Origin of the sequence: Phenylobacterium ferrooxidans, assembly GCF_042714595.1 — a bacterium.
GTDB classification, from domain to species: domain Bacteria; phylum Pseudomonadota; class Alphaproteobacteria; order Caulobacterales; family Caulobacteraceae; genus Phenylobacterium; species Phenylobacterium ferrooxidans.
Genome location: NZ_JAOTJD010000021.1, coordinates 1 through 26,034 on the forward strand (window position 1 = coordinate 1; position 26,034 = coordinate 26,034).

24 protein-coding genes are annotated in these 26,034 nt (G+C 70.0%); 17 read left to right on the plus strand and 7 right to left on the minus strand.

Translation table 11 applies throughout. The features are described 5' to 3' along the window. A partial coding sequence (locus OCL97_RS12030) for a DNA translocase FtsK 4TM domain-containing protein (RefSeq protein ID WP_377370265.1) occupies nucleotides 1–380 on the minus strand: 380 nt, incomplete at its 3' end. 160 nt (nucleotides 381–540) lie between these two features. Between OCL97_RS12030 and OCL97_RS12035 the strand changes: the two genes are divergently transcribed. Further along, nucleotides 541–954 carry a hypothetical protein gene (locus OCL97_RS12035; protein ID WP_377370266.1) on the plus strand — a complete coding sequence of 138 codons (414 nt, stop codon included), beginning with the start codon at nucleotides 541–543 and terminating at the stop codon, nucleotides 952–954. Between the two features lie 3 nt (nucleotides 955–957). Here OCL97_RS12035 and OCL97_RS12040 read toward each other — a convergent pair whose 3' ends face one another. Then, entirely contained in the window at nucleotides 958–1,866 is a 909-nt protein-coding gene (locus OCL97_RS12040) for a dienelactone hydrolase family protein (RefSeq protein ID WP_377370267.1), read from the minus strand. 46 nt (nucleotides 1,867–1,912) lie between these two features. Further along, complete coding sequence (locus OCL97_RS12045) at nucleotides 1,913–2,530, minus strand: alpha-ketoglutarate-dependent dioxygenase AlkB (protein WP_377370268.1); 618 nt, start codon at nucleotides 2,528–2,530, stop codon at nucleotides 1,913–1,915. A gap of 19 nt (nucleotides 2,531–2,549) precedes the next feature. Here OCL97_RS12045 and OCL97_RS12050 point away from each other — a divergent pair, with 19 nt between their 5' ends. From OCL97_RS12050 to OCL97_RS12065, 4 genes are all read left to right on the plus strand, one after another. Continuing rightward, the gene (locus OCL97_RS12050) at nucleotides 2,550–3,050 is read left to right on the plus strand and encodes a hypothetical protein (protein WP_377370269.1); all 501 of its coding nucleotides are present in this window, start codon (nucleotides 2,550–2,552) and stop codon (nucleotides 3,048–3,050) included. 182 nt (nucleotides 3,051–3,232) lie between these two features. Beyond that, nucleotides 3,233–5,140, plus strand: a complete 1,908-nt coding sequence (gene dnaK, locus OCL97_RS12055; protein ID WP_304780610.1) for a molecular chaperone DnaK — start codon at nucleotides 3,233–3,235, stop codon at nucleotides 5,138–5,140. A gap of 169 nt (nucleotides 5,141–5,309) precedes the next feature. Beyond that, nucleotides 5,310–6,458, plus strand: coding sequence for a molecular chaperone DnaJ (gene dnaJ, locus OCL97_RS12060; RefSeq protein WP_377370270.1), 1,149 nt, complete (start codon nucleotides 5,310–5,312; stop codon nucleotides 6,456–6,458). A 105-nt stretch (nucleotides 6,459–6,563) separates the two neighbouring features. Continuing rightward, nucleotides 6,564–8,474 carry an alpha/beta fold hydrolase gene (locus OCL97_RS12065; RefSeq protein ID WP_377370271.1) on the plus strand — a complete coding sequence of 637 codons (1,911 nt, stop codon included), beginning with the start codon at nucleotides 6,564–6,566 and terminating at the stop codon, nucleotides 8,472–8,474. 16 nt (nucleotides 8,475–8,490) lie between these two features. Here the strand turns inward: OCL97_RS12065 and OCL97_RS12070 are convergent, their stop codons facing one another. After that, nucleotides 8,491–9,009, minus strand: a complete 519-nt coding sequence (locus OCL97_RS12070) for a GNAT family N-acetyltransferase (protein ID WP_377370272.1) — start codon at nucleotides 9,007–9,009, stop codon at nucleotides 8,491–8,493. A 106-nt stretch (nucleotides 9,010–9,115) separates the two neighbouring features. Here OCL97_RS12070 and mutS point away from each other — a divergent pair, with 106 nt between their 5' ends. The 7 genes from mutS to OCL97_RS12105 all read left to right on the plus strand — a co-directional run bounded on the left by mutS (nucleotide 9,116) and on the right by OCL97_RS12105 (nucleotide 19,361). After that, nucleotides 9,116–11,803, plus strand: coding sequence for a DNA mismatch repair protein MutS (gene mutS / locus OCL97_RS12075; protein WP_377370273.1), 2,688 nt, complete (start codon nucleotides 9,116–9,118; stop codon nucleotides 11,801–11,803). A 140-nt stretch (nucleotides 11,804–11,943) separates the two neighbouring features. Next, nucleotides 11,944–12,183 carry a hypothetical protein gene (locus tag OCL97_RS12080; RefSeq protein ID WP_377370274.1) on the plus strand — a complete coding sequence of 80 codons (240 nt, stop codon included), beginning with the start codon at nucleotides 11,944–11,946 and terminating at the stop codon, nucleotides 12,181–12,183. Between the two features lie 141 nt (nucleotides 12,184–12,324). After that, nucleotides 12,325–15,153, plus strand: a complete 2,829-nt coding sequence (locus OCL97_RS12085) for a [protein-PII] uridylyltransferase (protein ID WP_304780630.1) — start codon at nucleotides 12,325–12,327, stop codon at nucleotides 15,151–15,153. A 39-nt stretch (nucleotides 15,154–15,192) separates the two neighbouring features. Beyond that, complete coding sequence (gene murJ / locus OCL97_RS12090) at nucleotides 15,193–16,824, plus strand: murein biosynthesis integral membrane protein MurJ (protein ID WP_377370275.1); 1,632 nt, start codon at nucleotides 15,193–15,195, stop codon at nucleotides 16,822–16,824. Nucleotides 16,825–16,971: 147 nt separating this feature from the next. Further along, nucleotides 16,972–18,009 (plus strand): tryptophan--tRNA ligase, encoded by a 1,038-nt coding sequence (trpS, locus tag OCL97_RS12095; protein ID WP_377370276.1) that lies wholly within the window; start codon nucleotides 16,972–16,974, stop codon nucleotides 18,007–18,009. A gap of 55 nt (nucleotides 18,010–18,064) precedes the next feature. Next, nucleotides 18,065–18,538 (plus strand): universal stress protein, encoded by a 474-nt coding sequence (locus tag OCL97_RS12100; protein WP_377370277.1) that lies wholly within the window; start codon nucleotides 18,065–18,067, stop codon nucleotides 18,536–18,538. Between the two features lie 22 nt (nucleotides 18,539–18,560). Next, nucleotides 18,561–19,361 (plus strand): SDR family NAD(P)-dependent oxidoreductase, encoded by an 801-nt coding sequence (locus tag OCL97_RS12105; protein WP_377370278.1) that lies wholly within the window; start codon nucleotides 18,561–18,563, stop codon nucleotides 19,359–19,361. Here OCL97_RS12105 and OCL97_RS12110 read toward each other — a convergent pair. Next, nucleotides 19,358–20,044 carry a MarC family protein gene (locus OCL97_RS12110; protein WP_305338267.1) on the minus strand — a complete coding sequence of 229 codons (687 nt, stop codon included), beginning with the start codon at nucleotides 20,042–20,044 and terminating at the stop codon, nucleotides 19,358–19,360. The genes OCL97_RS12105 and OCL97_RS12110 overlap by 4 nt on opposite strands. A 75-nt stretch (nucleotides 20,045–20,119) precedes the next feature. Here OCL97_RS12110 and pyrF point away from each other — a divergent pair, with 75 nt between their 5' ends. Then, nucleotides 20,120–20,827 carry an orotidine-5'-phosphate decarboxylase gene (pyrF, locus tag OCL97_RS12115; protein ID WP_377370279.1) on the plus strand — a complete coding sequence of 236 codons (708 nt, stop codon included), beginning with the start codon at nucleotides 20,120–20,122 and terminating at the stop codon, nucleotides 20,825–20,827. 3 nt (nucleotides 20,828–20,830) lie between these two features. On the opposite strand, the gene OCL97_RS12120 is transcribed toward pyrF, so the two are convergent. Continuing rightward, nucleotides 20,831–21,406: a hypothetical protein gene (locus OCL97_RS12120; protein WP_377370280.1), complete on the minus strand. Its 576-nt coding sequence runs from the start codon at nucleotides 21,404–21,406 to the stop codon at nucleotides 20,831–20,833. A gap of 113 nt (nucleotides 21,407–21,519) precedes the next feature. Continuing rightward, nucleotides 21,520–21,717, minus strand: coding sequence for a DUF1674 domain-containing protein (locus OCL97_RS12125; protein ID WP_377370281.1), 198 nt, complete (start codon nucleotides 21,715–21,717; stop codon nucleotides 21,520–21,522). 138 nt (nucleotides 21,718–21,855) lie between these two features. Between OCL97_RS12125 and OCL97_RS12130 the strand changes: the two genes are divergently transcribed. Genes OCL97_RS12130 through OCL97_RS12145 form a run of 4 tightly spaced genes read left to right on the plus strand, consistent with a single transcriptional unit; the run spans nucleotide 21,856 to nucleotide 26,030 of the window. After that, on the plus strand, nucleotides 21,856–22,242 hold the full coding sequence (locus OCL97_RS12130; protein ID WP_377370282.1) for a hypothetical protein: 387 nt from the start codon (nucleotides 21,856–21,858) through the stop codon (nucleotides 22,240–22,242). A gap of 55 nt (nucleotides 22,243–22,297) precedes the next feature. Then, the gene (locus tag OCL97_RS12135; RefSeq protein WP_377370283.1) at nucleotides 22,298–23,584 is read left to right on the plus strand and encodes an RsmB/NOP family class I SAM-dependent RNA methyltransferase; all 1,287 of its coding nucleotides are present in this window, start codon (nucleotides 22,298–22,300) and stop codon (nucleotides 23,582–23,584) included. 43 nt (nucleotides 23,585–23,627) lie between these two features. After that, nucleotides 23,628–24,293, plus strand: a complete 666-nt coding sequence (gene rpe, locus OCL97_RS12140; RefSeq protein ID WP_304780659.1) for a ribulose-phosphate 3-epimerase — start codon at nucleotides 23,628–23,630, stop codon at nucleotides 24,291–24,293. A gap of 9 nt (nucleotides 24,294–24,302) precedes the next feature. Then, a complete protein-coding gene (locus OCL97_RS12145) occupies nucleotides 24,303–26,030 on the plus strand; it encodes a heparinase II/III family protein (RefSeq protein WP_377370284.1) in 1,728 nt (575 codons plus the stop codon). The last annotated feature ends 4 nt before the right edge of the window (nucleotides 26,031–26,034 follow it).

Below are 26,034 nucleotides of genomic sequence, written 5' to 3' on the forward strand. Positions count from 1 at the left end.
AGCGCCAGCAGGCCCAGGGTCCCGATGGCGGCGCGCAGGCGCACCTGGCCCCGGGTCTCGTCGGGACGCGCGGACACCGCGCGATAGAGCCCAAACAGCACCATCAGCAGGGCTGCGACGCCGGCCGCGAGGCCCAGGGACTGGATGCCGATATCGGCGGCGGTGGCGCCGGGCCCGCCCAGGGCGTTGGCGGCGGCGAACGGGGAAGCGGCGTTCAGGCTGGGGTCGGCGGCGTTGTAGGTGGCCAGGGCCACGGCGAAGGCCGCGCCGGAGGCCGCGATCACGCCGCCTCGAAGGCGCGCGGTGGTCGGATGAGTCCAGGCCAGGCCCGCAATGTGCAGCCCCAACTCCAAACCCGTCTTTCGCGCCACCCGCGCCATACACCTACGCTCCCATTCTGGAAGTCTCAGTCTATGGGCGTCAGGTGGTTAAGAGGCGTTTACCTCGGCTGCGACCGATCGCGCTTTCTGTGGACGCCCGGCCCGCAATCGCAATTCCACTTTCCGGCGATCCGCATTAGGACTTTGCGTCATGTGGAGCATGCCGCGCAGCGTCTTGAGAGTTGTGGCCGTGATCATCGGCCTCTGCGCCGTGATCGGCTTTGTCCTCGGCGTGCGCGGGGCGCCGGAGAAGGCGCGGCTGCCGGGCGAGGGCGCGCCCGGCGCGGCCGCCGGCGTCCAGCTTCAGGCCACGGACGCCAAGCCCCTCGACGACACGACCTTGGCCCCACCGCCCCCTGTGGTGGCGAAGGTCGAGGAAGAAAAGAAGCCGGAAGAGAAAAAGCCGGCCGCCGATCCCCTCGACCTCGCCGCCGACCAGGCCCCGCCAGTGGCCGTGGCCACCGTGACGCCGGCCAGGCCCGCGCCGCCGAAGCCGGTTACGCCGCCGGCCGCCGAAGACCGCGTCGGCGACCTGCTGGACGGCATCACGCCGGCCGAAGAGCCGCCGCACTGAACATCAGGCCGTCGGCTTGAACGCTTTCGGCTTCACCCCGTGCGCGGCGAAGTGGGCCAGCATGCGCCACCAGGCGTCTGCGGCGGCCTTGGGATCGTAGGAGGCGCGGTAATCGGCGTGGAAGCCGTGCTGGCTGTCAGGATAGACGATGATTTCGCTGCCCTTCTTCCTGGCCGCCAGCAGCGCCGCGCGCATGGCCTCGACGTCGGCCAGGGGGATGCCCGCGTCCTTGCCCGCATAGAGGCCGATCACCGGGGCCTTCAGCTCGCCCGCCAGCTGGATCGGCCATTGGCGGCCGGGCTCGCCCAGGAAGTCGCCGGGCTTGGGCGCGGCGAGCCGTCCATACCAGGCCGCGCCGGCCTTGAAGTCCTTGCGTCGCTCGCAGGCCAACCAGGTGACCGCCCCACCCCAGCAGAAGCCGGTGATTCCCATCTTGCTCTTGTCGGCGTACTTCTGGGTCTTGAGGAAGGCCACGGTGGCGTCGAGGTCGCCCATCACCTGGCCGTCGCTGGCGGCGGAGACGATACGGCGGATCTCGGCGAAGTCGCTGATCGTCGAGGGGTCTCCGGCGCGGACGAAGAAGTCGGGGGCGATGGCCACGTAGCCCAGCCGGGCCAGCCGGCGGCAGGTGTCACGGATATATTCGTGCACCCCGAACACCTCGCAGACCACGACGACGACGGGGAAGCGGCCCTTGGCGGCCGGCCGGGCGACGAAGGCCGGTATGGCGCGGTCGCTGGCCGCCACCTGCACCGTCTCGGTGATCAGGCCGTCGGCGGGCGTGGTGATGGGCTCGGCGCTGGCCGAAAGCGCATAGACCGCATAGCCGCCGAACACGGCGCCGGCCAATGCGCGGCGCGACAGGTTCAGGTCTTCGGGCTTGGTCCCCTCGGGACGGGTCAGGGTGATCATGAGCGGGCCTCCCAGGCGTTGTTGATCCGATCCTGGGGCGCGGCCCCTAAGGAGTCAAAGGCCCCGCCCGTCTGAGGGTCAGGTTGATCCGCCCGCCGCCGGGGATCAGCCGCGACGAGCCTGCCAGGATACGGTCGACTCCATGGTGGAACAGCCTCGCCTCACCGGCCAGGACGCAGACGTCACCCGAGGTTAGCCGCATGGAGGTCGTCGGATCGTTGCGCCTGAGGCCCCCCAGCCGGAAGACGGCGGTGTCGCCAAGGGAGACCGACAGCACTGGGAACGAGAAGTCCGCCTCGTCCCGGTCCTGGTGCAGGCCCATGCGGGCGTCGCCGCGGTAGAGGTTCACCAGGCAGGCGTCGGGGGGCGTTTGGGGATCAGCCAGTTCGGCCCACAGACCCAGCAGGACCTGGGGGATGGGCGGCCAGGGCCCGCCTGTCTCGGGATGCTCAGACTGGTAGCGATAGCCCCGCGCGTCGGTGAGCCAGCCCAACGGCCCGAGGTTCGTGGTCTCCACGCTCATGGCTTTGCCGCCCCGGGTGATGGGCTTGTAGAAGGGCGCGGCCTGGCTGAGGGCCAGCACCTCGGCCGCCAGGGCCGCCTGGGCCTCAAGGCTGAGCTTGCCGGGCCAGAGCCGAAAGCCGGTGGTCGTCGAAACGGTCATGACCCGCCATATAGGCCCTATGCGTGATCCCGCAGCCATGGCGCCTGGCGCTTTCCGGACCTTGACCGGCGCAGAGCGGGGGCTCGCCCGCGAGATGTTCGGCGCGGCGCTGGATTGCGAGCGGGTTCGGATCTTCGCCATCCCGCTCTGGCCCCGCGCCTTCGTGCCCGGCGGTCGCTTGATTGTCTGGCCGGCGCGACAGGCCTGGACTGACTTCAGCCGGGCGCCGCTGGCGCTGCAGAGCGTCTTCATCCACGAACTGACCCACGTCTGGCAGGCCCAGGCCGGGGTCAATCTGCTGGCCGCCAAGCTGAGAGCCGGGGATGGGCCCGGCGCCTACGCCTACGATCTTTCGAAGACCTGCGATTTCTCAAAGCTCAATATCGAACAGCAGGCCATGGTCGTGCAGCACGCATTCCTGGCCGCGCGCGGCGGCCCCGCGCCTTATGATGGTGAAGCTTATGCAAGGATTTTAGGGACTTGGTCCGCGGCATGCGCCACAAGACCCCGCACACTTTAAGGGCATTCGCCCTTGCGGGCGGGCACGGCCATCCCATATCGCGACTCGACGGCGGTTTCCGCACAGGTTAACCGCCCGAGACCCTGATCGAACCGGGGACGGTGACAAAAGAAGTCGGGTGCTTGGAAACGAGGCCCCTTAGGCGCCGTCCGCCACTAGTGGAGCGAGCAAGAGACTCGAACATGAGCAAGATTATTGGCATCGACCTCGGCACGACGAATTCGTGTGTTGCGATCATGGACGGCAAGACGCCGAAAGTGATCGAGAACGCCGAAGGCGCGCGGACCACGCCTTCCGTGGTGGCCTTCCTGGAAGACGGGGAGCGTCTTGTCGGCCAACCCGCCAAGCGCCAGGCCGTCACCAACCCCACCAACACCGTCTTCGCCGTCAAGCGTCTGATCGGTCGTCACAACGACGATCCGCTGGTGGAAAAAGACAAGAAGATGGTGCCCTACGAGATCGTAAAGGGCCCCAACGGCGACGCCTGGATCCGCGCTCAGGACAAGGACTATTCGCCCCAGCAGATCTCGGCCTTCATCCTGGGCAAGATCAAGGAAGACGCCGAGCGTCACCTGGGCGAGAAGGTCGAGAAGGCGGTCATCACCGTCCCGGCCTATTTCAACGACGCCCAGCGCCAGGCCACCAAGGACGCCGGCCGCATCGCCGGCTTGGAAGTCCTGCGCATCATCAACGAACCGACCGCCGCGGCGCTCGCCTACGGGCTTGAGAAGAACGACGGCAAGAAGATCGTGGTCTATGACCTCGGCGGCGGCACCTTCGACGTGTCGATCCTCGAGATCGGCGACGGCGTCTTCGAGGTGAAGGCCACCAACGGGGACACCTTCCTCGGCGGTGAGGACTTCGACCTGCGGATCGTCGACTACCTGGCCGATGAGTTCAAGAAAGAGACCTCCGTCGACCTCCGGAAGGACAAGCTGGCCCTCCAGCGCCTGAAGGAAGAAGGCGAAAAGGCCAAGAAGGAGCTGTCCACCACGACGCAGTACGAGGTGAACCTGCCCTTCATCTCGATGAACGCCTCGGGTCCGCTGCACCTCAATATCAAGCTGTCGCGCGCCAAGCTGGAAGCCCTCGTCGAGGACCTGATCGCCAAGACGGTCGGCCCCTGCGAGATGGCCCTGAAGGACGCCGGCCTGAAGAAGTCCGACATCGACGAAGTGATCCTGGTCGGCGGCATGACCCGCATGCCCAAGGTCGTGGACACGGTGAAGGAGTTCTTCGGCCGCGAGCCCCACAAGGGCGTGAACCCGGACGAGGTCGTGGCCTTGGGCGCCGCGGTGCAGGCCGGGGTTCTGCAGGGCGACGTCAAGGACGTGCTGCTGCTGGACGTCACGCCGCTGACGCTGGGCATCGAGACCCTGGGCGGGGTGTTCACCCCGCTGATCGAGCGCAACACCACCATTCCCACCAAGCGCTCGCAGACCTTCTCAACCGCCGACGACAACCAGTCGGCCGTGACCATCCGGGTGTTCCAGGGCGAGCGTCCCATGGCGCACGACAACAAGATGCTGGGTCAGTTCGACCTGGTGGGGATTCCCCCGGCGCCGCGCGGCGTGCCGCAGGTCGAGGTGACCTTCGACATCGACGCCAACGGCATCGTCAACGTCTCGGCCCGCGACAAGGCGACCGCCAAGGAGCAGTCGATCCGCATCCAGGCCAATGGCGGGCTGTCGGACGCCGACATCGAAAAGATGGTCCGCGAAGCCGAGAGCAACAAGGCTGACGACGAGAAGCGCAAGGCCCTGGTGGAAGCCAAGAACCAGGCCGAGGCGGTGGTCCATTCCACCGAGAAGGCCATGGCCGAGCACGGCGGCAAGATCGGCGGCCCCGACAAGGAAGCCATCGAGACGGCGCTCGCCGACCTGAAGACTGCTCTGGAGGGTGACGACGCCGAGGGCATCGCCGCCAAGACCCAGACGCTGATCCAGGCTTCCATGAAGCTGGGTGAAGCTATGTACGCCGCCCAGCAGGGCGGTGAAGGTGATCAACCCGACGACGCCTCGGGCGGTGACGACGTTGTCGACGCCGAGTTCGAGGAAGTCAGCGACGACGACACCAAGAAGTCCGCGTGACGTTGCGCCCCATGGCGGTCTCTCGCAGCTTTCGCGAGGGGTCGCCGTGGGGTTTCGCACATTTGCGGGCCAACCCCCCTCTGCGCCCGGCGCGGCTGGCGTAAGCCTTGCAGCCGGGGCAGGGTGTTCCCACCTCAGTTTAAGATCAATTTGAACGCCTGATGATTTGATGCGGGACTATTATGAGATTCTGGGCGTAACCCGCGGCTGCGATGACGCCGCGCTGAAGTCGTCCTTCCGCAAGCTGGCCATGGAGCACCACCCCGACCGCAATGGCGGTTGCGAGGAGGCCGAGGGCCGCTTCAAGGAAATCAACGAAGCCTATTCGGTCCTTTCCGATCCCCAGAAGCGCGCGCGCTACGACCAGTTCGGTCACGCCGGGGTCAACGGCGGCGGCGGCGGTCCGGGCAATGGCCAGTTCCACGACGTCAACGACATCTTCAACGAGGTGTTCGGCGATGTCTTCGGCGACATGTTCGGCGGTCGCCGCCAGCGCGGCGGGCCGGCTCGCGGCCAGGACCTGCGCTATGATCTCGAGATCACCCTGGAGCAGGCCTATGCCGGCTCGGAGGTGGAGATCGTGGTCCCCGCCTCCATCCAGTGCGAGACCTGCGATGGGTCGGGCGCCAAGCCCGGCACCAGTCCCACGGTCTGCGGCTCCTGCGGCGGGGCCGGCCGGGTTCGCGCCAGCCAGGGCTTCTTCTCGGTCGAGCGCGCCTGCCCCCGCTGCGGCGGCTCGGGCCAGATCATTGTCGATCCCTGCGTCGAATGCCGGGGCCACGGGCAGCTTCGCAAGGAACGCACCCTCCAGGTCCGCATCCCGGCCGGCGTCGATGACGGCGCCCGCATCCGGCTCGCCGGCGAAGGCGACGCCGGGGCGAGGGGCGGCCCGCGCGGCGACCTCTACATCTTCCTGTCGGTGAAGCCGCACGAACTGTTCGACCGTGACGGCCTGGACCTGCTCTGCACCGTGCCGGTGCCAATGACGGTGGCGGCTCTGGGCGGCGACATCGAGGCCCCCTGCCTGATGGGCGGCGAGAACTGCGACGGCAATTGCAGGATCGAGGTCAAGGTGCCGGAAGGCTCTCAGACGGGCCGCACCGTGCGCCTCAAGGGTCGCGGCATGCCCTCCCTGCGGTCGCGCGAACGCGGCGATCTCATCGTCGAGCTGTTCGTGGAGACCCCGACCCGCCTCAGCGCCCGTCAAAAGGAACTGATGCGCGAACTGTCGGATCTCTGCGGCGAACAGCAGCATCCCAAGTCGGCCAGCTTCATTGGCAAGGCCAAGCGCTTCTGGGAAGAAGTGACGGGGGTCTAGGCGCGCCCGTCATACCGGGTCGTTGAAAAATCCGGGAAACAATCCTGCGTCAGACGGCTAAGCTGAGAGCCAATCGCGCGCGAGCGCGTACGACGGGAGGATACCATGAGCCTGAAGACCCTGATCCTGGGCGCGACCGCGATGGCCGCCCTGGCCCTGCCGGCCGCCGCCGCCGCTCCCGCCGACAACTCCAAGAGTCTGGTTCCCGGCTATCCGGACGTGGTGGGGGAATATATCCAGATTCCCGGCTATCCGGCGGCGGGCACGCCCAAGGCCCTGAACACCGCCAGCTTCCTGCGCCTGCGCGCCGCCGCCGACGGTGAGACCCCCAAACCCGCCAATGCGGTGATCGTCGGCCTCCCGGGCTTCTCCTCGACCCCCGCGCACTGGCTCTACCTGGCCAGTCAGCTGGTCCATAAGGCGCAGGGTCAGACCTGCGACGGGGCGCCGTGCCGGATCGAGGTCTGGGTGCTGCAGCGCCGCGGCGCCAACCTCGCCGACACCACCGGCCTGACCGCCGCCCGGGCCAGGAAAGATCCCAAGCTCGCCCTGGACTACTATCTGGGCGCCGCCGCCCTGCAGCCTTCGGCCCTGCCCGGCGCGCCGCTGAAGGTGGATGTGCCCCCCGCCGGCTCCCCGCCGCCGGCCTGGAAACCGCTCAGCCAGACCGATGTCGCCTTCATGGCAGACTGGGACTTCCAGGCCTATGCCGGGGACATCGACGCCATGATCGGCCTGATCAAGCAGAAGACGGGGAACCGCAACGTCTTCCTGGCCGGCCACAGCCAGGGCGGCGGCTTCGTCGCCAACTACGCCGCGCGCCTCCAGGCCGACGGCAAGCGCGGGGTCGACAAGCTGTCAGGCCTGATCTTCCTGGACGGCGGGCCCTCGGCCGGGACGGAGGCCGCCCCCACCGAGGCCCACCTCAACGCCTATTTCGCCAAGGTCGCCGCGCTGCGCGCCGGCAAGGACCGGGTCTATACCGACGCTTCGGGCATGCTCGGCGCCATCGCCGGGCCCGAGGCCGCGGCAAGTCAGTCGGTGACCGGCGTCTATTACGCCTTCGTCGATCCGGCGCAGGAGTCGATCTTCCCTCTGCGCACCGCGGCCATGACCGCCAATCCGGGGGACGCCTTCCTGCGCGCGATCCGCCTGACCTGGCTCGCCCGCGCCGGCGCCAGCTTCGACACCGATCCGGTCCCCGGGGGCGGGGTGCAGATGCCGGTGCTGCAGTTCCTCGGCGAAGGCCTGGGATATCTCGACTTCAAGCCGGTCCCCGGAACCGAGGACCAGTGCGACAAGACCCCGCCCGCGCCGATGCTGGGCCCGCCGCGTCCCGGCATGGCGGCCGCCAAGTGCGTGCCGGCCCCGGCCCAGATCGATCCGGCCAAGGTCTATGGCTGGGTCGAGGGCGGCGGAAACGGCCAGTCGCCCCTGGACGCCGGCAAGGCCAGGCTCTGGATGGACAGCCAGGCCTATGCCCCGGCCCGCTCCAACATCAAGCCGGTCGAGGTGACCTTCGCTGAGAGCGGCGTGCGCACCATCGATGCTTCCGACATGATCGCGTCCAACTGGTATCCCTCCGAGCGCTGGGATTTCGACGCCGGCTTCGTAGGCCGCTACAAGACCCTCAAGCTCGACCGCGACGGGGTGAAGCTGGACATCGACAAGTCCGCGATCGCCGCCATCCCCGTCTATGTGGCCCGCCAGAGCCCGGCCCCGGCCGCCAACAACCCGTTCCCCGGCGTGACCGACTACACCGAGGTCAACAAGACCGGGACCTACCAGACCGACGCCGCCAAGGCGGTGACCCCCTTTGATCCCGCGATCAACGCCAAGCTCTATTTCCACACCGACTTCGTCTCGGTGGACGACTCGACGCCCGACAAGGGCCGGCCGGGCGACCCGGGCAATTCAGCGGTGGCCAACACCCTGATCAACTGGGTGCTGAAGCGGTCAAAGGGCGCGGCGGCCACGCCCACCCCCAAGGCCCTTGGGGTTGTCGCCCGCTACTGACGGTCTGCCGCGCCCTTTAGGTGAGGGCGCGGATATCCGCCCACCGGTAGCTGACCTCGTACAGGAGCCCGCCTGGCCCAGGCTCCTTGCGCGGCGCTTCGGCCTGCCCGCCTAGGTGCTCATAGAAGCCGCGCGCCGGGATGTTGTCGCGCAGGACCGAGATCATCAGGGACTTCGCGCCCTGGTCGGCGAACACGCGGGCCGCCGCCGTCAGCAGGCGCCGGCCCAGGTCGTAGCCCTGGCTCCGGCGCAGGACATAGAGGGTGGTGACCTCCGCCTCGCCCGCCAGGCGCGTGCGCGACGGGCCGCCGGCGGCGTAGCCGACGACGCCGTCCCGGTCGGCGGCGGCGAGCGTAATCTCATGCTCGGCCGGGGTGACCAGGGACTTGGAGAACCGCCGGGCGTTCACCGGCACGCTCATGCGGTCCAGGAAGCTGTCGGGCAGCAGGCCGCGATAGGTCTCGCGCCAGCAGGTCACGTGCACCTGGGCCAGGGCCAGCGCATCCTCGGGGCCGGCGGGGAAGATGACGTGCATGGGGAAACCTCCCGGACTTAACCACAGCTTGGGCCTCGCGGAGCTTTGTTCAAGGGGACCGTGGGGATGACGCGGGCGCCGGGCGCCGTTAACCTCTGGCTCAAGCATGAACGCCCAGATCCCCACACCGCCTGACGCGGCCGCCGGCGCCACCCCGGTGATGGCCCAGTATTTCGAGGCCAAGGCCCGCCAGCCGGACGCCCTGGTGTTCTTCCGCATGGGCGACTTCTACGAGCTGTTCTTCGAGGACGCCGAGAAGGCCGCCGCCGCCCTGGGCATCACCCTGACGGCGCGGGGCAATCACGGCGGCGCGCCGATCCCCATGTGCGGGGTGCCGGTCCATGCCGCCGAGGCCTATCTCGCCAAGCTGATCCGAGCGGGGTTCAAGGTCGCCGTCTGCGAGCAGATGGAAGACCCCGCAGAGGCCCGCAAGCGCGGCTCGAAATCCATCGTCCGACGCGATGTGGTGCGGGTGGTGACGCCGGGCACGCTCACCGAAGACGGCCTGCTGGACGCCCGCGGCGCCAACCGCCTGGCCGCTGTGGCGGTGCGGGCCGGGGCCGCCGCCGTGGCCAGCGTCGAGCTCTCCACCGGAGAGGTGGAATGCTGGGCCGTGGCCCGCGAGAACCTGGCTTCCGCGCTCGCCGCCCTTGGTCCCTCCGAAATCCTGGTGCCCGACCGCCTGTTCGCCGACGAGGGGATGAACACCGCCCTGCGCAGCGCCGGCGGGGTGGTGCAGCCCATGCCCTCGGCCCTGGCCGAGCCGGCTGCCTCGGAGGCCCGACTTAAGCGGCTCTATGGCGTCGACACCCTGGATGGGTTCGGGACCCTGTCGGGCGCGGAGATTTCGGCCCTGGGCCTGATCGCCGCCCACCTGGAGACCACCCAGGCCGGACGCCTGCCCGCGCTCACCGCTCCGCGAAGGGCCGGCGAGGCCGATGTGATGGCCATCGATCCGGCCACCCGCACCAGCCTGGAGATCGAGAAGAGCCTCTCGGGCTCCCGCGAGGGCTCCCTGCTGGGCGCCATCGACCGCACCATCACCGCGCCGGGCGCCCGGATGCTGGCCGCGCGGCTGGCCCGCCCCCTGCTGGACCCCGCCGCCATCGAAGTCAGGCTCGACGCCGTCGGCTGGTTCGTGGAGCGGCGGCCGTTGCGTCAGAAGCTTCGCGAGGAACTGAAGGGCCTGGGCGACATGGCCCGCGCGCTCTCACGCCTGGCGCTCGGTCGAGGCGGCCCCCGCGACCTGGGCTGCCTGCGCGACGGCCTGGCGCGCGGCGAGGCCATCGCCGGACTGTTCGCCGGGGCGCCGGCTCCGCTGGACCCGCCGCCGCCTTCCGAGGTCGAGAGCGCGCTGGCCGTCCTGCATGCCTATGATCACTACGAACTGGGCGCCTTCCGCCAGATGCTGGCCGAAGGTCTTGGGAACGACCTGCCAGCCCAGGCCCGCGATGGCGGCTTCGTGGCGCCGGGCGTCCGTCCCGAACTCGACCAGGCTCGCGCCCTGCGTGACGACAGCCGCCGGGTGATCCTGCAGCTGGAGGCCCAGCTGTTGGCCGATAGCGGCGTGGCCCTGAAGATCCGCCACAACGCGGTGCTGGGCTATTTCGTCGAGTGCACGGCCAAGGCCGCCGAGCCCCTGATGGCGCCGCCGCTCAACGCCACCTTCATTCATCGCCAGACCCTGGCCAACCAGGTGCGCTTCACCACGGTGGAACTGGCCGAACTGGACGCCAGGATCGCCCAGGCCGCCGAGCGGGCCCTGGCCATCGAGGTGGCCACCTTCGAGGCCTGGCGGGAGGCCGCCATCGGCGTGGCCGCCGCCATCCAGGCCGCCGCCGAGGGCGCCGCGCGCCTGGACGTGGCCGCCGGCCTCGCGGAGTGGGCCGACGACGTGGGCGGCACGCGGCCGATCCTCGACCGCTCGACCGCCTTCGAGGCCGAGGCGGCCCGCCACCCGGTGGTCGAGGCCGCGGTCAAGCGTACTGGCCAGCCCTTCACCCCCAATGACTGCCGTCTGGATGGGGCCGGCGCGGTGGGTCCGCGCCTGGCCCTGGTGACCGGGCCGAACATGGCCGGCAAGTCGACCTTCCTGCGCCAGAACGCGCTCCTGGCCGTGCTTGCCCAGGCTGGATGCTATGTGCCGGCCAAGCGCCTGCGCCTCGGGGTGGTGGACCGGCTGTTCAGCCGCGTGGGCGCCGGCGATGACCTGGCCCGGGGCCGCTCGACCTTCATGGCCGAGATGGTCGAGACCGCCGCCATTCTCACCCAGGCCACGCCCCACTCCCTGGTGATCCTCGACGAGATCGGCCGGGGCACGGCCACCTATGACGGCCTGGCCATCGCCTGGGCCTGCGCCGAGGCCCTGCACGAGACCAATCGCTGCCGGGGCCTGTTCGCCACCCACTATCACGAACTGGCGGTGCTGGAGGGCAGGCTCGCCCATGTCGCCAACCTGTCGCTGAAGGCCAAGGAGTGGAACGGCGACCTGATCTTCCTCCACGAGGCCGGCCCCGGTCCCGCCGATCGCTCCTATGGGGTGCAGGTGGCCAAGCTGGCGGGCGTTCCCGCCCCGGTGGTGATCCGCGCCCGCGAGGTGCTGGAGCGGCTGGAGCGCGAGACCGGCGCCCCGGCCCACCTCGACGACCTGCCGCTGTTCGCCGCCACCGCGCCCGGTGTCGCGGAACGGTCGGGCCCGAGCCCGGTTGATATCGCAGTCGCCGACCTCGACCCCGACAGCATGAGCCCGCGAGAGGCCATGGCGGCGCTTTACCGGCTGAAGGGCCTGCTCTGATCCACGCCGGGAAGAAAATTGTGCGTCGCAAAATCTTAAGCATCGCACTGCACAATATTTTAAGCTCGAGCGTACAAAAACACCTCCGACGAGCGCGGACCTCTCCTCCCCATTTCCCCGCGCCGCTGGAGATTTAGATCATGATCCGCACCGCCCTCATCGCCGCCGTGGTCGCCTTCGCCGCCTCCTCGGCCAGCGCCTCCGAAGTCCGCGTCTCCCTGGTGGGCAAGTCCGCCGAACAGATCAACGCCGACATCCTCGACGCCGCGCGCACCGTCTGCGCCAAGGACGTCGCCGGCGAGACCATGATCCTCGGCGCCTACGGCCGTTGCGTGAAGGCCACCGTGCAGGTCACCCAGCAAAAGCTCGCCGCGCTCTAAAGACAGCCGCGTCAGCTGGACGATCGAAAGGCCGGGGCCCCAGGGCGCCGGCCTTTTTCTTTGATCTGCGCCACAGTGCGGGCTTCGCGCCCGTGGCGGCGCGGCCCTATATGACGGGAACCGATTTTCCTTAGGTTTCCCATGCCGCCACGCCTGCGTCCCACGCGCCTGGAATATGTCGTCGACGGAATCCGGCTGCGCGCCCAGCTGTCGGCGGCGGCCCTGGACGCCGCCGGCGACGAGGCCGAGCAGCGCCGCCGCGCCCTGGATATCCTCAAGCAGGCCCTGTTCCGGGGCCGGATGATCGCCAAGGAGCGTCTCGAGAACGGCGCCGGCGGCATCGAGACCGCCCGGCTCTTGTCGGGTGTGACGGACGAGGTCGTCACCGCCCTGTACGACTTCACCACGGTCCACGTGTTCCGGGCGCGCAATCCCACCGAGGGGGAGCGCCTGGCCCTGATGGCCGTCGGCGGCTACGGGCGCGGCACGCTCGCGCCCTTCTCCGACCTCGATCTGCTGTTCCTGCGCCCCTACAAGCAGACCGCCCACGCCGAGAGCGTCATCGAGTACATGCTCTATGCGCTGTGGGACCTGGGCTTCAAGGTCGGCCACGCCTCGCGCACGATCGAAGAATGCATCCGGCTCTCCAAGGAAGACTTCACGATCCGCACCTCGATCCTGGAGGCCAGGCGGCTGACCGGCGATGAGAAGCTGGCCGAGGAGCTGACCCGGAGGTTCGCCGCCGAGGTGGTGAAGGGTTCGGGCGCCCAGTTCGTCGCCGCCAAGCTGAAGGAGCGCGACGAGCGCCACGCCCGGGCCGGCGCCAGCCGCTACCTGGTGGAGCCCAACGTCAAGGAGGGCAAGGGCGCCCTGCGCGACCTCAACACCCTGTTCTGGATCGCCCAGTACCTGAACCCCTCGGCCCAGGCCCGGATGGACGGCATCGTCCACCTGGAGATGTTCGAGCGCCGGGAGGTGGCGGCCTTCCTGCGCGCCTTCGACTTCCTGTGGGCTGTGCGCAGCCACCTGCACTTCGCCACCGGCCGTCCCGAGGAGCGCCTGACCTTTGACCTGCAGCCGGAGATCGCCCGGCGCATGGGCTATGGCGACCGGGGCGACGCGCCGGCCGTCGAGCGCTTCATGCGGCGCTACTTCCTGATCGCCAAGGAGGTGGGCGCCCTCACCCGGGTCTTCGCCGCCAAGCTGGAGTCCGAGCGGGTCAAGCAACAGCCCAAGGGCATCTCCCGCCTGCTGCCGGGCCGGGGCAAGCCGCGCAAGACCTTGCTGGACGCCGGCTTCCACGAGGAGGGCGGGCGGCTCAACATCGACACGCCGGAGATCTTCCAGGCCGACCCCATCAACCTGCTGCGCCTGTTCCGCACCGCCGACCGGCGCGACCTGGACCTGCACCCCGACGCCTTCACCGCGGCGACCCGCTCCCTGCCCCTGATCACGTCGAAGACCCGGCGCGATCCGCGCGCCGCCAAGGTGTTCCTGGACATCCTGGCCCGGGGCCGCGACCCGCAGCGGACGCTGACCCTGATGAACGAGGCCGGGGTCCTGGGCCGCTTCCTGCCGGAGTTCGGCCGGGTCGTCGCCCAGATGCAGTTCAACATGTACCACTCCTACACGGTGGACGAGCACACCCTGCGGGCGGTGGGGGTCATCGCCGAGATCAAGGCCGGGCGGTTCGCCGAGGACCACCCGCTGTCCACCGCTGTCATGCCGCTGATCGACGACCCGGAGGCCCTGTTCCTGGCCATGCTGCTGCACGACACCGGCAAGGGCGGGGCGGGCGGCCAGGAAAAAGCCGGGGCCCGCGCCGCGCGCCAGGCCTGCGAGCGCCTGGGCCAGGACCGCAAGCGTATCGAACTGGTCGCCTGGCTGGTGGAGCACCACCTGGTGATGAGCGACTACGCCCAGAAGCGCGACGTCTCCGATCCCCGCACGGTGGTGGACTTCGCCCGCATCGTGGAGACGCCGGAACGCCTGCGTCTGCTGCTGGTGCTGACGGTCGCCGACATCCGCGCCGTGGGCCCCGGCGTCTGGAACGGCTGGAAGGGGCAGCTGCTGCGCGAGCTCTACGCCGCCACCGAGGCCGTGTTCCGCGGCGGCCGGGGCTCGGACGCGGCGGCCGCCGTGCGCCGCTACCACGAGAACGCCGCCTATGACGCCCGCATGCGGCTGGTGGCGGTCGATCCCGCCGCCACCGCCTGGGCCCAGGCCATGGAGGACGCCTATTTCACCTCCTTCGCCGAGAGCGAGGTCCTGGGCCATGCCGCCCTCGCCCGCCGCGCGGAGACGAGCGGCGCCGCGGCCGAGGGCCATATCCGCCCAGGGCTCAACGCCTCCGAGGTGGTCGTCGCCGCCCCCGACCGCCCCCGCCTGTTCGTGGACCTGGCCCAGGCCGTCACCGCCGCCGGGGCCAATGTGATGGGCGCGCGGGTCTTCACCTCCCGCCAGGGCCAGGCGCTGGACGTCTTCTATGTGCAGGACATCACCGGGGAGGCCTATGGAAGCGACAATCCCAAGGCCCTGACCCGCCTGGCCGACGCCCTGGAGGCCGCCGCCCGCGGCGAGCCCCTGAAGACCGAGGCCAAGCGGCTGTCGGACCTCGGCCGCGCCGCGGCCTTCTCCATCATTCCCACGGTGATGCTGGACAACGACGCTTCGGAGGTCTCGACGGTGGTGGAGGCCTCGGGCCGCGACCGTCCGGGCCTGTTGGAGGCCCTGGCCCAATCCATCTCGGAAGCCGGCCTTTCCATCCTCTCGGCCCATATCGACGGCTATGGCGAGCGCGCCGTGGACGCCTTCTATGTGGTGGACGCGCAGGGCAAGAAGCTCACCGACCCCAAGGCCATGACCAGCCTGAAGGCGCGCCTCATGCTCGCCCTCGACGAGGCGGAGGCCTCGGCCTCGTCGAAGTCTCGCGGCAACCTGCAGCGGGCCCGGGCCAGCGTGGCGCGCTGATCGCTTGACGATGCCGCTGGCCCTGCGCACAGAGCGAGCGTGACCGAACCCGCCCCGCCCTCGACGCCCGTCCCCGCCAAGCCCGGCGGGATGATCCGTTCGTCGATGATCTTCTCGGCCCTGACCCTGGTCAGCCGGTTCATGGGCCTGGCCCGCGACCTGGTGATCACGGCGCGCCTGGGGGGCAGCAGCAACATCGCCGCCGACGCCTATTTCACGGCGCTCGCCTTCCCCAACCTGTTCCGCCGCATCTTCGCCGAGGGCGCCTTCGCCGCGGCCTTCGTGCCGGACTATTCGCGCCGCCTGGCCAGCGACGGCAAGGAAGCCGCCGACGCCTTCGCCGCCGACAGCCTGGCCACCCTGGCGGCCGCCACCGTGGTGGTGACCGTCCTCTGCCAACTGGCCATGCCCTGGCTGATGATGGCCTACAGCCCCGGCTATATGAGCGACCCCGCCAAGTTCAAGCTGGCGGTGCTGCTGACCCAGATCACCATGCCCTACCTGGTGTGCGTCTCGATCGCCTCGCTGTTCGCGGGCATCCTGACGGCGCGGGGCCGGTTCGTGATCTACGGCCTCTATCCCACCATCCTGAACCTGGTGATGCTGCTGGCGGTGCTGCCGCAGAAGGACCCCACCCGCGCGGCCTTCGCGGCCTCCATCGCGGTGCTGGTGGCAGGCGTCGGCCAGGCCGCCATCTGCTGGTGGGGCGCCCACCACACCGGCGCCCGGGTGCGCCTGAAGGCCCTGCGGTTCACGCCCGAGATCAAGGCGCTGGCCAAGCGCGCGGTGCCGGGCGTGATCGCGTCGAGCGCCGTGCAGATCAACCTGTTCATCTCGGCGATCCTGGCCTCCCAGGTGGCCGGCATGCGAGTCTGGCTGAATGTCGCCGAGCGGTTCTATCAACTGCCGCTGAGCCTGGTGGGGGTCGCCATCGGGGTGGCCCTGCTGCCGCGCCTGTCCACCGCCTTCCAGCTGAAGGATCACGAGGACACCCAGGGGGCGATGGACCAGGCCATCGTCTTCGCCCTGGCGCTAAGCCTGCCCGCCGCCGCGGCCCTGATGGCCATGCCGGTCTATCTCACCGACGGCCTGTTCGCCCGCGGCGAGTTCACCTTCGCCGACGCGGCCTCCTCCGGCGCCCTGCTGTTCCACTACGGCTGGGGTCTTCCGGCCTTCATCCTGATCAAGATCCTGCAGCCGGCATTCTTCGCCCGCGGCGACACCAAGACGCCGATGCGGTTCTCGCTGATCTCGGTGGGGGTCAATATCGTGCTGGGGGTGGCGTTATTCTACACCATCGGCTTCCCCGGCATCGCCATCTCCACGTCCATCGCCTCCTGGGGAACCGTGGCCCAGATGGCGCTCCTGCTCTGGCGCGAGAGGATCTACCGGCCCTCGGCCAGGGCGACCGGAAAGATCCTCCGGGTCGCCGCCGCGAGCGCCGTGCTCGGCGTGCTGCTGGCGCTCGCCACCCATTTCCGCGCCGCGATCGAGGCGCCCCTGGCGCAGGTGGGGGGCGCCAAGGAGATCACCGTCCTGGCGGTCTGCCTGGTGGGGGGCCTGCTCTATCCGCTGCTGCTGTTCGCCTTCGGCGGCGTCACCCCGGCCGAGGTGCGCGGGGCGTTCAAGCGGCGCAAGGGTGACGTGGCCGTCTCCGTCCCCGACCTCTGACGGACTTGCCTGAAAGCTCCGCGCGGACTATTCGCATCGGCCATGGCTTGTCCGGACGTATTCACCTGGCGATGGCGCAGCGCCTGATCCCGCTTCCGCGGCGCGTCGAGACGCGCCCCCACGCCCTCTGTTTCAAAGCCTGATCCCATGACCGAACAAGCTCCCGCCGCCTATGTCGGCTCCCGACGCGTGCTCTCCGGCGTCCAGCCCACGGGCGCCCTGCACCTGGGCAACTATCTCGGCGCCCTGGTGAAGTTCACCCGCCTGCAGAACGAGATGGAGACCTTCATCTTCGTGGCCGACATGCACGCCATCACGGTGTGGCAGGACCCGAAGCTGCTGACCTCCCAGGTCCGCGAGATCGCCGCGGCCTATCTCGCCTCAGGCCTGGATCCCGCCAAGGCCACCATCTTCCCGCAGTCGGCGGTGCCCGAACACGCCCAGCTGGCCTGGGTGTTCAACTGCGTGGCTCGTCTCGGCTGGCTCGACCGCATGACCCAGTTCAAGGACAAGGCCGGCAAGCACAAGGAGCGCGAGAGCGTCGGGCTCTACACCTATCCGGTGCTCCAGGCCGCCGACATCCTGGTCTACAAGGCCACCCACGTGCCGGTCGGCGAGGATCAGCGCCAGCACCTGGAGCTGACCCGCGACATCGCCGCCAAGTTCAACCACGACTTCGATGTCCCGGGCTTCTTCCCCCTGCCCGAGGCCCTGACCGAGGGGCCTGGCGCGCGGATCATGTCGCTGCGCGACGGCTCGGCGAAGATGAGCAAGTCCGACCCGTCGGACAATTCGCGGCTCAACCTGATGGATGACGCCGACGCCATCTCGCAGAAGATCCGCAAGGCCCGCACCGATCCCGATCCCCTGCCCGAGACCCTGGAGGAGCTGAAGGACCGGCCCGAGGCCCTCAACCTGATCGGCATCTATGCGGCGTTGTCGGAACGCACCGCCGCCGACGTGCTCGCCGAGTTCACCGGCCAGGGCTTTGGCCAGTCCTTCAAGCCGATGCTGGCCGACCTGGCGGTGGCCAGGTTCGGCGCCATCAGCGGGGAGATGCGCCGCCTGATGAGTCAGCCCGACGAGATCGATCGCATCCTGGCGGCGGGCGCCGAAAAGGCCCGCGAGGCGGCGGCCCCGACCCTGGCCGAGGTGAAGAAGATCGTCGGCTTCTGGGGCAGTTAAACCCCAGCCACGCAGGTGGCTTGCATCCCGCCCGGGAGCAAGCCACCGTCGGTCCATGAGCCAACGCAAGTTCCTGGTGATCGCTGACGACAGCGCGGAGTTCCGTGTCGCGCTGAAGTTCGCCTGCCGCCGCGCCCGTTCCACCGGTGGCCACGTCGCCCTGCTGCGGGTGATCGAACCGGCTGTCTTCGAGCACTGGTCGGGCGTGCGCGAAGAGATCGAGCGCCAGGCCCGCGAGGAGGCTGAGGCCATCCTGCAGAAGATGGCCGAGTTCGTCATCGCCGAGACCGGCATGGCGCCTGAGTTCATCATCGAGCACGCCGACAACACCCGCGCGGCCCTGCGCCGGGTGATCAGCGAGGACGCCGACATCAAGATCCTGGTCCTGGCGGCCGCCGTGGAGGGCCGGGGCCCCGGTCCCCTGGTGGCCTCGATCGCCAAGGAGGGCGTCAAGTGGGGCGCGCGCAAGGTCCCGGTGACCATCGTGCCGGGCGATCTGACCGATGACGAGATCGCCGATCTGGCCTAGATCGCGGGACGAAGAGGTTTCCATGGACCGCAAACTGGCGCTGATCACCGGGGCCTCGGCCGGGATCGGGGCGGCCTTCGCCCGGATCTACGCCAGCCACGGCTATGACGTGGCGCTCACCGCGCGGCGCGCTGAGCGGCTGGACCGCTTGGCCGAGGACATCGGCCTGCGCCATGGTGTCGAGACCCTCACGGTCGCCGCCGACCTGGCCGATCCCGCCGCGCCCGGCGCCATCCTGGACCATCTCACCGCCCACGGCCGGGTGGTGGACGCGCTGGTCAACAACGCCGGCTACGGCCAGCCCGGGACCTATGCCGACACCACCTGGGAGCAGCAGGCCGCGGTCCTGCAGGTGATGCTGACGGCGCCCAGCGAGCTGGCGCACCGGGTGTTGCCGGGCATGGTGGACCGCCGGTTCGGGCGCATCGTCAACGTGGCCTCGCTCGCGGGCCTGATCCCCGGCTCGGCCGGCCACACCCTCTACGGCGCCACCAAGAGCTACCTGGTGAAGTTCTCCCAGAGCCTGCACCTGGAGAACCTGGCCACGGGGGTGCACGTCAGCGCCCTGTGCCCCGGTTTCACCTATTCCGAATTCCACGACGCCAATGGCACGCGGGAAAAGATCAGCGCCTCCACCCCGTCCTGGCTGTGGCTGGGCGCCGACGAGGTGGCCGCCGCGGGCTATGAGGCGGCGGAGGCCAACCGCGCCGTCACTGTTCCGGGGGCTCCGAACAAGGCGATCGCCGGCCTGGTGAAGCTGATTCCCGACGAATGGGCCCTGGCCCTGATGGCCGCCCAGGGGCCGCGCTTCCGCAACATCTAGTGGGCGTAGGGGGCCGCGGCCTTGCGCAGGATGACGTCGTGGGTCGAGTCGGCGATCCCGATCATCACGAACTGAACCGCCAGCGCGCAGAGGATCAGCCCCAGCACCCGCACCACGATGGTCAGGCCGATCTTGCCCAGCATCCGGGTGATCAGCGGGCTCGCCCAGAAGGCCAGCATGGTGGAGAGCGCCGTGGCCGCGATGACCCCCACACCGACGGCGGCGCCGGCCAGACCGAAGCGTTTGGCCTCGCTGGCGTAGATGATCACCGTCGAGATGGCGCCTGGCCCGATCAGCAGGGGCATGGCGAAGGGCACGATCATGCGCTCGAAGCGCTTGCGGGCGTGGGCGCGGCCTTCGCCGATGTTGGCCTCGTCCTCCGGGTCGATGCCGGTGGCCATGTGGCCGCGCACCATGTCCAGGCCCAGCAGGAACAGGATGATCCCGCCGGCCATGCGGAAGGCCGGCAGGGAGATGCCGAAGAAGGCCAGCAGGGACAGGCCCGAGAAGTAGAAGAAGGTCAGGAAGAACAGGATGAAGAAGGCGATATAGACCGCGATCAGCCGCGCATCCTTGCTCTTCACCCCCACCGTGGCCGCGGCGAACAGCGGCACCGTGCCGATCGGATCGATCAGGGCGAAAAGGGCGACGAAGAAGTTGACCGCGAAGTCTGCCGGGCTCATTGCAGCGTCTTAGCCCAATTCGTTTCCCGCGCCGACCTCCGTGAGAGGTCCCCTGCGCCTGCCCGGAGCTAAGCCATGTCCGAGACCCTGGTCAAAGCCGATCCCCGCCTGATCATCCCCCTGGACCTGCCCACCGTGGCCGAGGCCCGCGCCATCGTGAGCGCCCTGTCCGACACGGTAAGTTTCTACAAGGTGGGGCTGGAACTGTTCGCCACGGGCGGCGGCATGGACCTGGCGCGTGACCTGAAGGCGGCGGGCAAGCAGGTGTTCCTGGACTGGAAGCTGCACGACATCGGCACCACCGTGCAGCGGTCCACGGCGGTCCTGGCCGACTCCGGCTGCGATTTTCTCACCGTCCACGGCGAACCCCAGGTGATGGAGGCCGCCGTGCGCGGCAAGGGCCGCTCCAGCCTCAAGGTCCTGGCCGTGACGGTGCTCACCAGCCTGTCGGACGCCGACCTCATCGAGATGGGCTTCTCCGAGACGGCGCGGTCCCTGGTGGAGCGCCGCATCCATCAGGCGGTGGCCGCCGGCTGCGACGGCGTGGTGGCCAGCCCGCACGAGGCGGCCCTGGCGCGCGCCATCGGCGGCAAGGACTTCCTGGTGGTGACGCCGGGCGTTCGCCCCGACTGGTCAGCGAAGAATGACCAGGCCCGCGCGGCCACCCCGGCCGACGCCCTGAAGGCCGGCGCCTCGCATCTGGTGGTCGGCCGGCCCATCACCGCGGCCAACGATCCCCGCGAGGCCGCGATGCGCGTCGCCGCCGAGATGGCGGGGGTCTAGCGCCTACTTGTGCCCGCCGCCCTTGTGGCCGCCGCCGCCGCAGGTCTTGCATCCGCCGCCGCCCTTATGGCCACCGCCACCGCGGCCGATATTGATGCTGACATGGCTGCTGGAGCTGGCCGAGGCTGGGGCCCGCGCGCGGGCGCTCGCGCCCGCGCCGGCTCCCGCGAACCCGCCGCCGGCCACATAGCCGCCACCGCCGCCGCCGCCATACCCGCCCTCGGGATAGGGGCCGACACCGTAGTCATAGCTGAAGGCGTCGCTCAGGATCAGTTCGCCGCACTGGCGGCACTCGCCGCAACGCTGCGCCCGACAGGGGGGCGGACCCCGGTCGTCGTAGCGCTCGTCATAGCCGTAAGCCTCGTAGCCGCCGCCGGTCCGGGCGCCGCATCCGCCGCCGCAGCTGGGATATCCGTAGTGCTGAGCAACGTCGCCATAGGTGCGCAGGCTGTAGCCGCCGCTGCTCTGGCGGTCGTCGTAGCCGCGGCCTTGACCACAGGGGCCAGGACAACCGGCCATGGCCGCGCTGGCGGTGAAGGCCAGGGCCAGGCCCAACATCGTCCGCATTAACCAGGACATCACGCTCTCCGCCACACGGCTTCGACGGAAACCTAGGCGGCATAAGCGGTTGCGGCGACACCTCACCCCTCAGGCGCGAAAGCCGCCGCGCGAAGGGTTAACAGGCCGGACCGTCAGAAATCGACGGCGATGCCCTTGCGCTCCCAATCGCCGAACCGCGTGGGCTCGAGGCCGGCGGGACCGCCATTCTCGGCGGCCAGTTGCGCCTCCTGCTCGGCGGCATGGCGGCTGGCGGCTTCTTCCAGGGCGCGGCGGGCGGCGGGCGTCAGGGGCTTGCCGGGGGCGGCGTTGGGGGGACCGGTGTCTTCCATGCCGCGATTTTACGCCTGCGCGGTCCCCAGCGCCAGTTCGGCGCAAGCGTTGCCATGGCGGACAACCCATTTTAGGGAGGCATATCGGCGTTTGGCGGGTTGTCCCCGTCGGGCGCGCAACATTCGGGGGAGTGTTTCATGTCCAAGATTTCCGTCGCCTTCTTCGCCGCCGCCGTCCTCTACGCCCTCATCGGCATGTGCCTGGGCATCTTCATGGGGACGTCGGGGGACCACAGCCTGTCGCCCGTCCACGCCCACATCAACCTGCTGGGCTGGGCGACGCTGGCCCTTATGGGGGCCTTCTACGGCCTGGCCGGCCGCCAGACGCCGACCCGCTTAGCCTGGACCAATTTCGGAGTCTCCAACCTGGGAAACCTGATCAGCCTGCCGCTGCTGGCCTTGCTGCTGCAGGGGAACACCAGTGTCGTTCCGATCATGGCCGCGGGGGAAATCCTGCTGGTCCTGGGCATGGTGATCTTCGGCGTCGCCGTCCTCACCGTCGGCGGCAAGCCCACCCGGGTCTAGGGCGCCACGCGCGTCGGGGCTTGCCTAGGGGCCGATTTGCGGGCACGCCGCCCGCGTGACCGATCTTTCAGCCTCCGACGCCGCCGGCCTGCCTGCGCGGCGCGCCGCCCTCGACCTGCTCACCGCGGCCCTCAACCGCCGCTCGGGCTTCGACGAGGCGGCCGCCACGCCGGCCTTCCGCAACCTGGAGCCCCGCGACCGGGGCTTCGCCCGCGCCCTGGTGCTGGCGACCCTGCGCCATCTCGGCCCCATCGACCGGGCCCTGGACGGCCGCATCTCCCGCGAGCCGCCGGAGGTGGTGCGCAACATCCTGCGTCTCGGCGCGGCCCAGGCCTTCGTCCTGGGCACGCCGGCCTTCGCCGCCGTCGGAACCAGCGTCGACCTGGTGGCCGAGCTCAAGGATGGCCGCGCCTTCAAGGGCGTCGTCAACGCCATCCTCCGGAGCCTGACCCGCGAGCCGCCGGACATGACCGATCCGGAGTTGCTGGCCCCGCCCTGGCTGTTCAGCCGCTGGTCGGCCGCCTTCGGCGAGCCCGCCGCCCGGGCCATGGCCACCCTGATCGCCGCCGAGCCGGCAACCGACCTGTCCCTCAAGGCGCCGTCGCCGGACCTGGCCGTGGCTCTGGAGGCCGAAGAACTGCCCGGCGGAACCTTGCGCTCGGCCCTGCGCGGCGAGATTTCCACCTGGCCCGGATTCGCCGACGGCGTCTGGTGGGTGCAGGACGCCAGCGCCGCCGTGCCGGCGCGGCTCCTCGCGGTGAAGGCTGGCGAGACCGTGCTCGACCTCTGCGCCGCCCCCGGCGGCAAGACTCTGCAGCTGGCCGCCACGGGCGCGTCCGTGGTCGCGCTTGACCGTTCGGCCGCCCGCCTGGTCCGGGTCGCCGAGAACCTCGCCCGCATGGGGCTGACCGCCGAGACCGCCACCGACGACGCCGGAAGCTGGCCCGATACGCGCAGCTTCGACGCCGTCCTGCTGGACGCGCCCTGCAGCGCGACGGGCACCTATCGCCGCAACCCCGATGTTCTCTGGGCCGCCAAGCCCGGGGATGTCGCGGCCCTGGCCGGGGTCCAGTCCCGGCTGCTGGATTCAGCGGCCCGGCGCGTGAAGCCCGGCGGCCGCCTGGTCTATTGCGTCTGCTCCCTGGAGCCGGAGGAGGGTGAGGCCCAGACGGCCGGCTTCCTGGCCCGCAATCCGGACTTCGCCCTGGCGCCCATGACGCCCGGCGAAGGCGGGGCGCCGGAGGCCAGTCTGCGGCCCGACGGGACGCTCAGGATCCTGCCACACCACCTCACCGGTGGAACCGACGGCTTCTTCATCGCCCGCTACGCAAGGCGACCGTAAGGTCTGCCTTGTCCCGGCCATCGGGCCCCGTTAAGTCGGGACCATGACCGCGCGCACCCCGATCATCGCCCCGTCCATCCTGGCGTCCGACTTCGCCAAGCTGGGGGAGGAATGCCGCGCGGTGGAGGCGGCGGGCGCCGACTGGCTGCATATCGACGTGATGGACGGCCACTTCGTGCCCAACATCACGCTGGGCCCCGACATCGTGAAGGCGTTGAAGCCCCACGTCTCGATCCCCTTCGACGTGCACCTGATGATCGCTCCGGTGGACAACTACCTGGAGGCTTTCGCCGAAGCCGGCGCCGACATCATCAGCGTCCATCCCGAGAGCGGCCATCACCTGAATCGCACGCTCAAGCGCATCCGCGAGCTGGGCTGCAAGGCCGGCGTGGTCTTCAACCCCTCCACCTCCCCCTCGGTGATCGAGTGGATGATGGACGAGATCGACCTGATCCTGGTGATGTCCATCAACCCCGGTTTCGGCGGCCAGAAGTTCATGCACTCCCAATTGGCCAAGATCGCCAAGCTGCGGGAGATGATCGACGCCACGGGCCGCGACATCCATCTGGAGGTCGACGGCGGCGTCACGACTGAGACCGCGCCCCTGTGCATGGCGGCGGGCGCCACGGCCCTGGTGGCCGGGACCGCGGTGTTCAAGGGCGGCCCATCGGCCTACGCCGCCAATATCGCCGCCCTGAAGGGCGGGTAGGGCCAGACCATGGCGGGCGGCCTTCCGGCTCTGTCGCGCCTGCCCGGCCGGGTCTTCCTCCTCGCCCTCGCCCAGGCCCTGCAGCGCCAGGCCCGCCGGGAGTGGGCGGGCAATCCCCTGCACCGCTGGATGCTGGCCAGGCCGCGCCCGGAGGGCCTCGCCGCCAGCCCGCGCAATCCGCGCCCGGTGAACCCGGAGGCCGGCCGCCGCATCCTGGACGGCCGCTTCGTGTTCGGCGGCGCGACCCTGGAGACCGGGACCCGGGGTGATCCCTGGGACCGCCCCAGCCCCACGCGGCGGTTCGCGGCGGTTCTGCACCGCTTCGACTGGATGCCGGACCTGCTCGCGACAGGGGAGGCGGGCGCGGCGGAGGGCCTGCGCCTCACCCTGGACTGGAGCCGGGTCTTCGGGCGTTGGAACGGCTTCTCGTGGGGCCCGGAGGTCCTGGAGCGCCGGACCTTCAACCTGGCATGCGCCGCCACCACCCTCTGCGCCCGGGCCTCGGACGCCGAGATCGCCCTGATCACCCTGGATCTCGCCCGCCAAGCCCGGCATCTGCTCGACATCAATGACGGTCCGGTGCGCGCCGCCGAGCGCGCGGTGGCCGCCACCCTGGCCGGGACGGTGCTGTCGGGGGAAGCCGGTGAAAAACTTATCGATCGGGGCCTGGTTGGGCTGGAGCGCGCCCTGGCCGTCACCGTCCAGCCTGACGGCGGTCACGCCTCGCGCAGCGCCCGGGCGGCCCTGGAGCTATTGCTGGATCTCCAGGCCCTCGATGAGGCCCTGGTGCAGCGGGGCATCGCCGCGCCAGACGAGATGATGCGCGCCATGGACCGTCTGACCGGGGCGGTGCGGTTCTTCACCCTGGCCGACGGCTGCCTGCCCGATCTGCAGGGTGGCGAGGCCGGGAGCCGCCAGTACGTCGCCGCGGCCCGCGCCAGCGAGGAGCAGACCCAGCGCGCGCCGGTGGCCCGCAACGGTTACCAGCGGCTGGAGGCTCGCAGCCTGCAGATCCTGGCCGACTGCGCCCCGCCGGCGGAGGGGGCCTGGAGCGTGGGCGCCTGCGCCCAGCCGCTCGCCATCGAGGTGCTGGCGGCCGGCCGCCGCCTGATCGTGGCCTGCGCCTGGTCCCCGGAGGCCAACGGTCCCCAGGCCCTGCGGCTGGCCGACGCCAGCTCCACCGTCGGGGTGGGGGACGCCGCCTGCGGCGAACCTTTACGCGGCTTCCGGGCCAACGCCCTGGGACCCCGCCTGATCGACGCCTATGACGCCGTCGCCGCCCAGCGCCACGAGACCGCCGAGGCCCTGTGGCTGGAGATGTCGCATGAGGGCTGGGTTCCGCGCTTTGGCCTTCGCCACGAGCGCCGCCTGTTCCTGGACCTGGCCGCCGACGAACTGCGGGGCGAGGATCGGCTGACACCGGTGTCCGAGGCCACAGGCGATCCGGAAGCCCGACGCTTCGTCCCCTTCATGGTCCGCTTCCACGTCCACCCCGACGTTCGCGCCAGCCTGGCTCGGGACGGCAAGAGCGTGCTGCTGCGCGCCGAGGGCGACGAGACCGGCTGGTGGCTGCGCAACGACGCCCAGGAGGTCGCTGTCGAAACCTCGGTCTATTTCCAGGAGGGCCTGCCCAAGCGGACCCACCAGATCGTCCTGCGCGGCGCCGCCCGCCTGGACGCCGGCGCCCGGGTGCGGTGGAAGCTCGCCGCGGCCGAGGCCTGGCCCCCGCCGCATTGACGAA

What these genes read in the sequence shown, in the direction of transcription:
- OCL97_RS12035 (WP_377370266.1), top strand. Translation starts at nt 541, where the DNA reads ATGCCGCGCAGCGTCTTGAGAGTTGTGGCCGTGATCATCGGCCTCTGC.
- OCL97_RS12040 (WP_377370267.1), bottom strand. Translation starts at nt 1,866, where the DNA reads ATGATCACCCTGACCCGTCCCGAGGGGACCAAGCCCGAAGACCTGAAC.
- OCL97_RS12045 (WP_377370268.1), bottom strand. Translation starts at nt 2,530, where the DNA reads ATGACCGTTTCGACGACCACCGGCTTTCGGCTCTGGCCCGGCAAGCTC.
- OCL97_RS12050 (WP_377370269.1), top strand. Translation starts at nt 2,550, where the DNA reads ATGCGTGATCCCGCAGCCATGGCGCCTGGCGCTTTCCGGACCTTGACC.
- dnaK (WP_304780610.1), top strand. Translation starts at nt 3,233, where the DNA reads ATGAGCAAGATTATTGGCATCGACCTCGGCACGACGAATTCGTGTGTT.
- dnaJ (WP_377370270.1), top strand. Translation starts at nt 5,310, where the DNA reads ATGCGGGACTATTATGAGATTCTGGGCGTAACCCGCGGCTGCGATGAC.
- OCL97_RS12065 (WP_377370271.1), top strand. Translation starts at nt 6,564, where the DNA reads ATGAGCCTGAAGACCCTGATCCTGGGCGCGACCGCGATGGCCGCCCTG.
- OCL97_RS12070 (WP_377370272.1), bottom strand. Translation starts at nt 9,009, where the DNA reads ATGCACGTCATCTTCCCCGCCGGCCCCGAGGATGCGCTGGCCCTGGCC.
- mutS (WP_377370273.1), top strand. Translation starts at nt 9,116, where the DNA reads ATGAACGCCCAGATCCCCACACCGCCTGACGCGGCCGCCGGCGCCACC.
- OCL97_RS12080 (WP_377370274.1), top strand. Translation starts at nt 11,944, where the DNA reads ATGATCCGCACCGCCCTCATCGCCGCCGTGGTCGCCTTCGCCGCCTCC.
- OCL97_RS12085 (WP_304780630.1), top strand. Translation starts at nt 12,325, where the DNA reads ATGCCGCCACGCCTGCGTCCCACGCGCCTGGAATATGTCGTCGACGGA.
- trpS (WP_377370276.1), top strand. Translation starts at nt 16,972, where the DNA reads ATGACCGAACAAGCTCCCGCCGCCTATGTCGGCTCCCGACGCGTGCTC.
- OCL97_RS12100 (WP_377370277.1), top strand. Translation starts at nt 18,065, where the DNA reads ATGAGCCAACGCAAGTTCCTGGTGATCGCTGACGACAGCGCGGAGTTC.
- OCL97_RS12105 (WP_377370278.1), top strand. Translation starts at nt 18,561, where the DNA reads ATGGACCGCAAACTGGCGCTGATCACCGGGGCCTCGGCCGGGATCGGG.
- OCL97_RS12110 (WP_305338267.1), bottom strand. Translation starts at nt 20,044, where the DNA reads ATGAGCCCGGCAGACTTCGCGGTCAACTTCTTCGTCGCCCTTTTCGCC.
- pyrF (WP_377370279.1), top strand. Translation starts at nt 20,120, where the DNA reads ATGTCCGAGACCCTGGTCAAAGCCGATCCCCGCCTGATCATCCCCCTG.
- OCL97_RS12120 (WP_377370280.1), bottom strand. Translation starts at nt 21,406, where the DNA reads ATGTCCTGGTTAATGCGGACGATGTTGGGCCTGGCCCTGGCCTTCACC.
- OCL97_RS12125 (WP_377370281.1), bottom strand. Translation starts at nt 21,717, where the DNA reads ATGGAAGACACCGGTCCCCCCAACGCCGCCCCCGGCAAGCCCCTGACG.
- OCL97_RS12130 (WP_377370282.1), top strand. Translation starts at nt 21,856, where the DNA reads ATGTCCAAGATTTCCGTCGCCTTCTTCGCCGCCGCCGTCCTCTACGCC.
- rpe (WP_304780659.1), top strand. Translation starts at nt 23,628, where the DNA reads ATGACCGCGCGCACCCCGATCATCGCCCCGTCCATCCTGGCGTCCGAC.
- OCL97_RS12145 (WP_377370284.1), top strand. Translation starts at nt 24,303, where the DNA reads ATGGCGGGCGGCCTTCCGGCTCTGTCGCGCCTGCCCGGCCGGGTCTTC.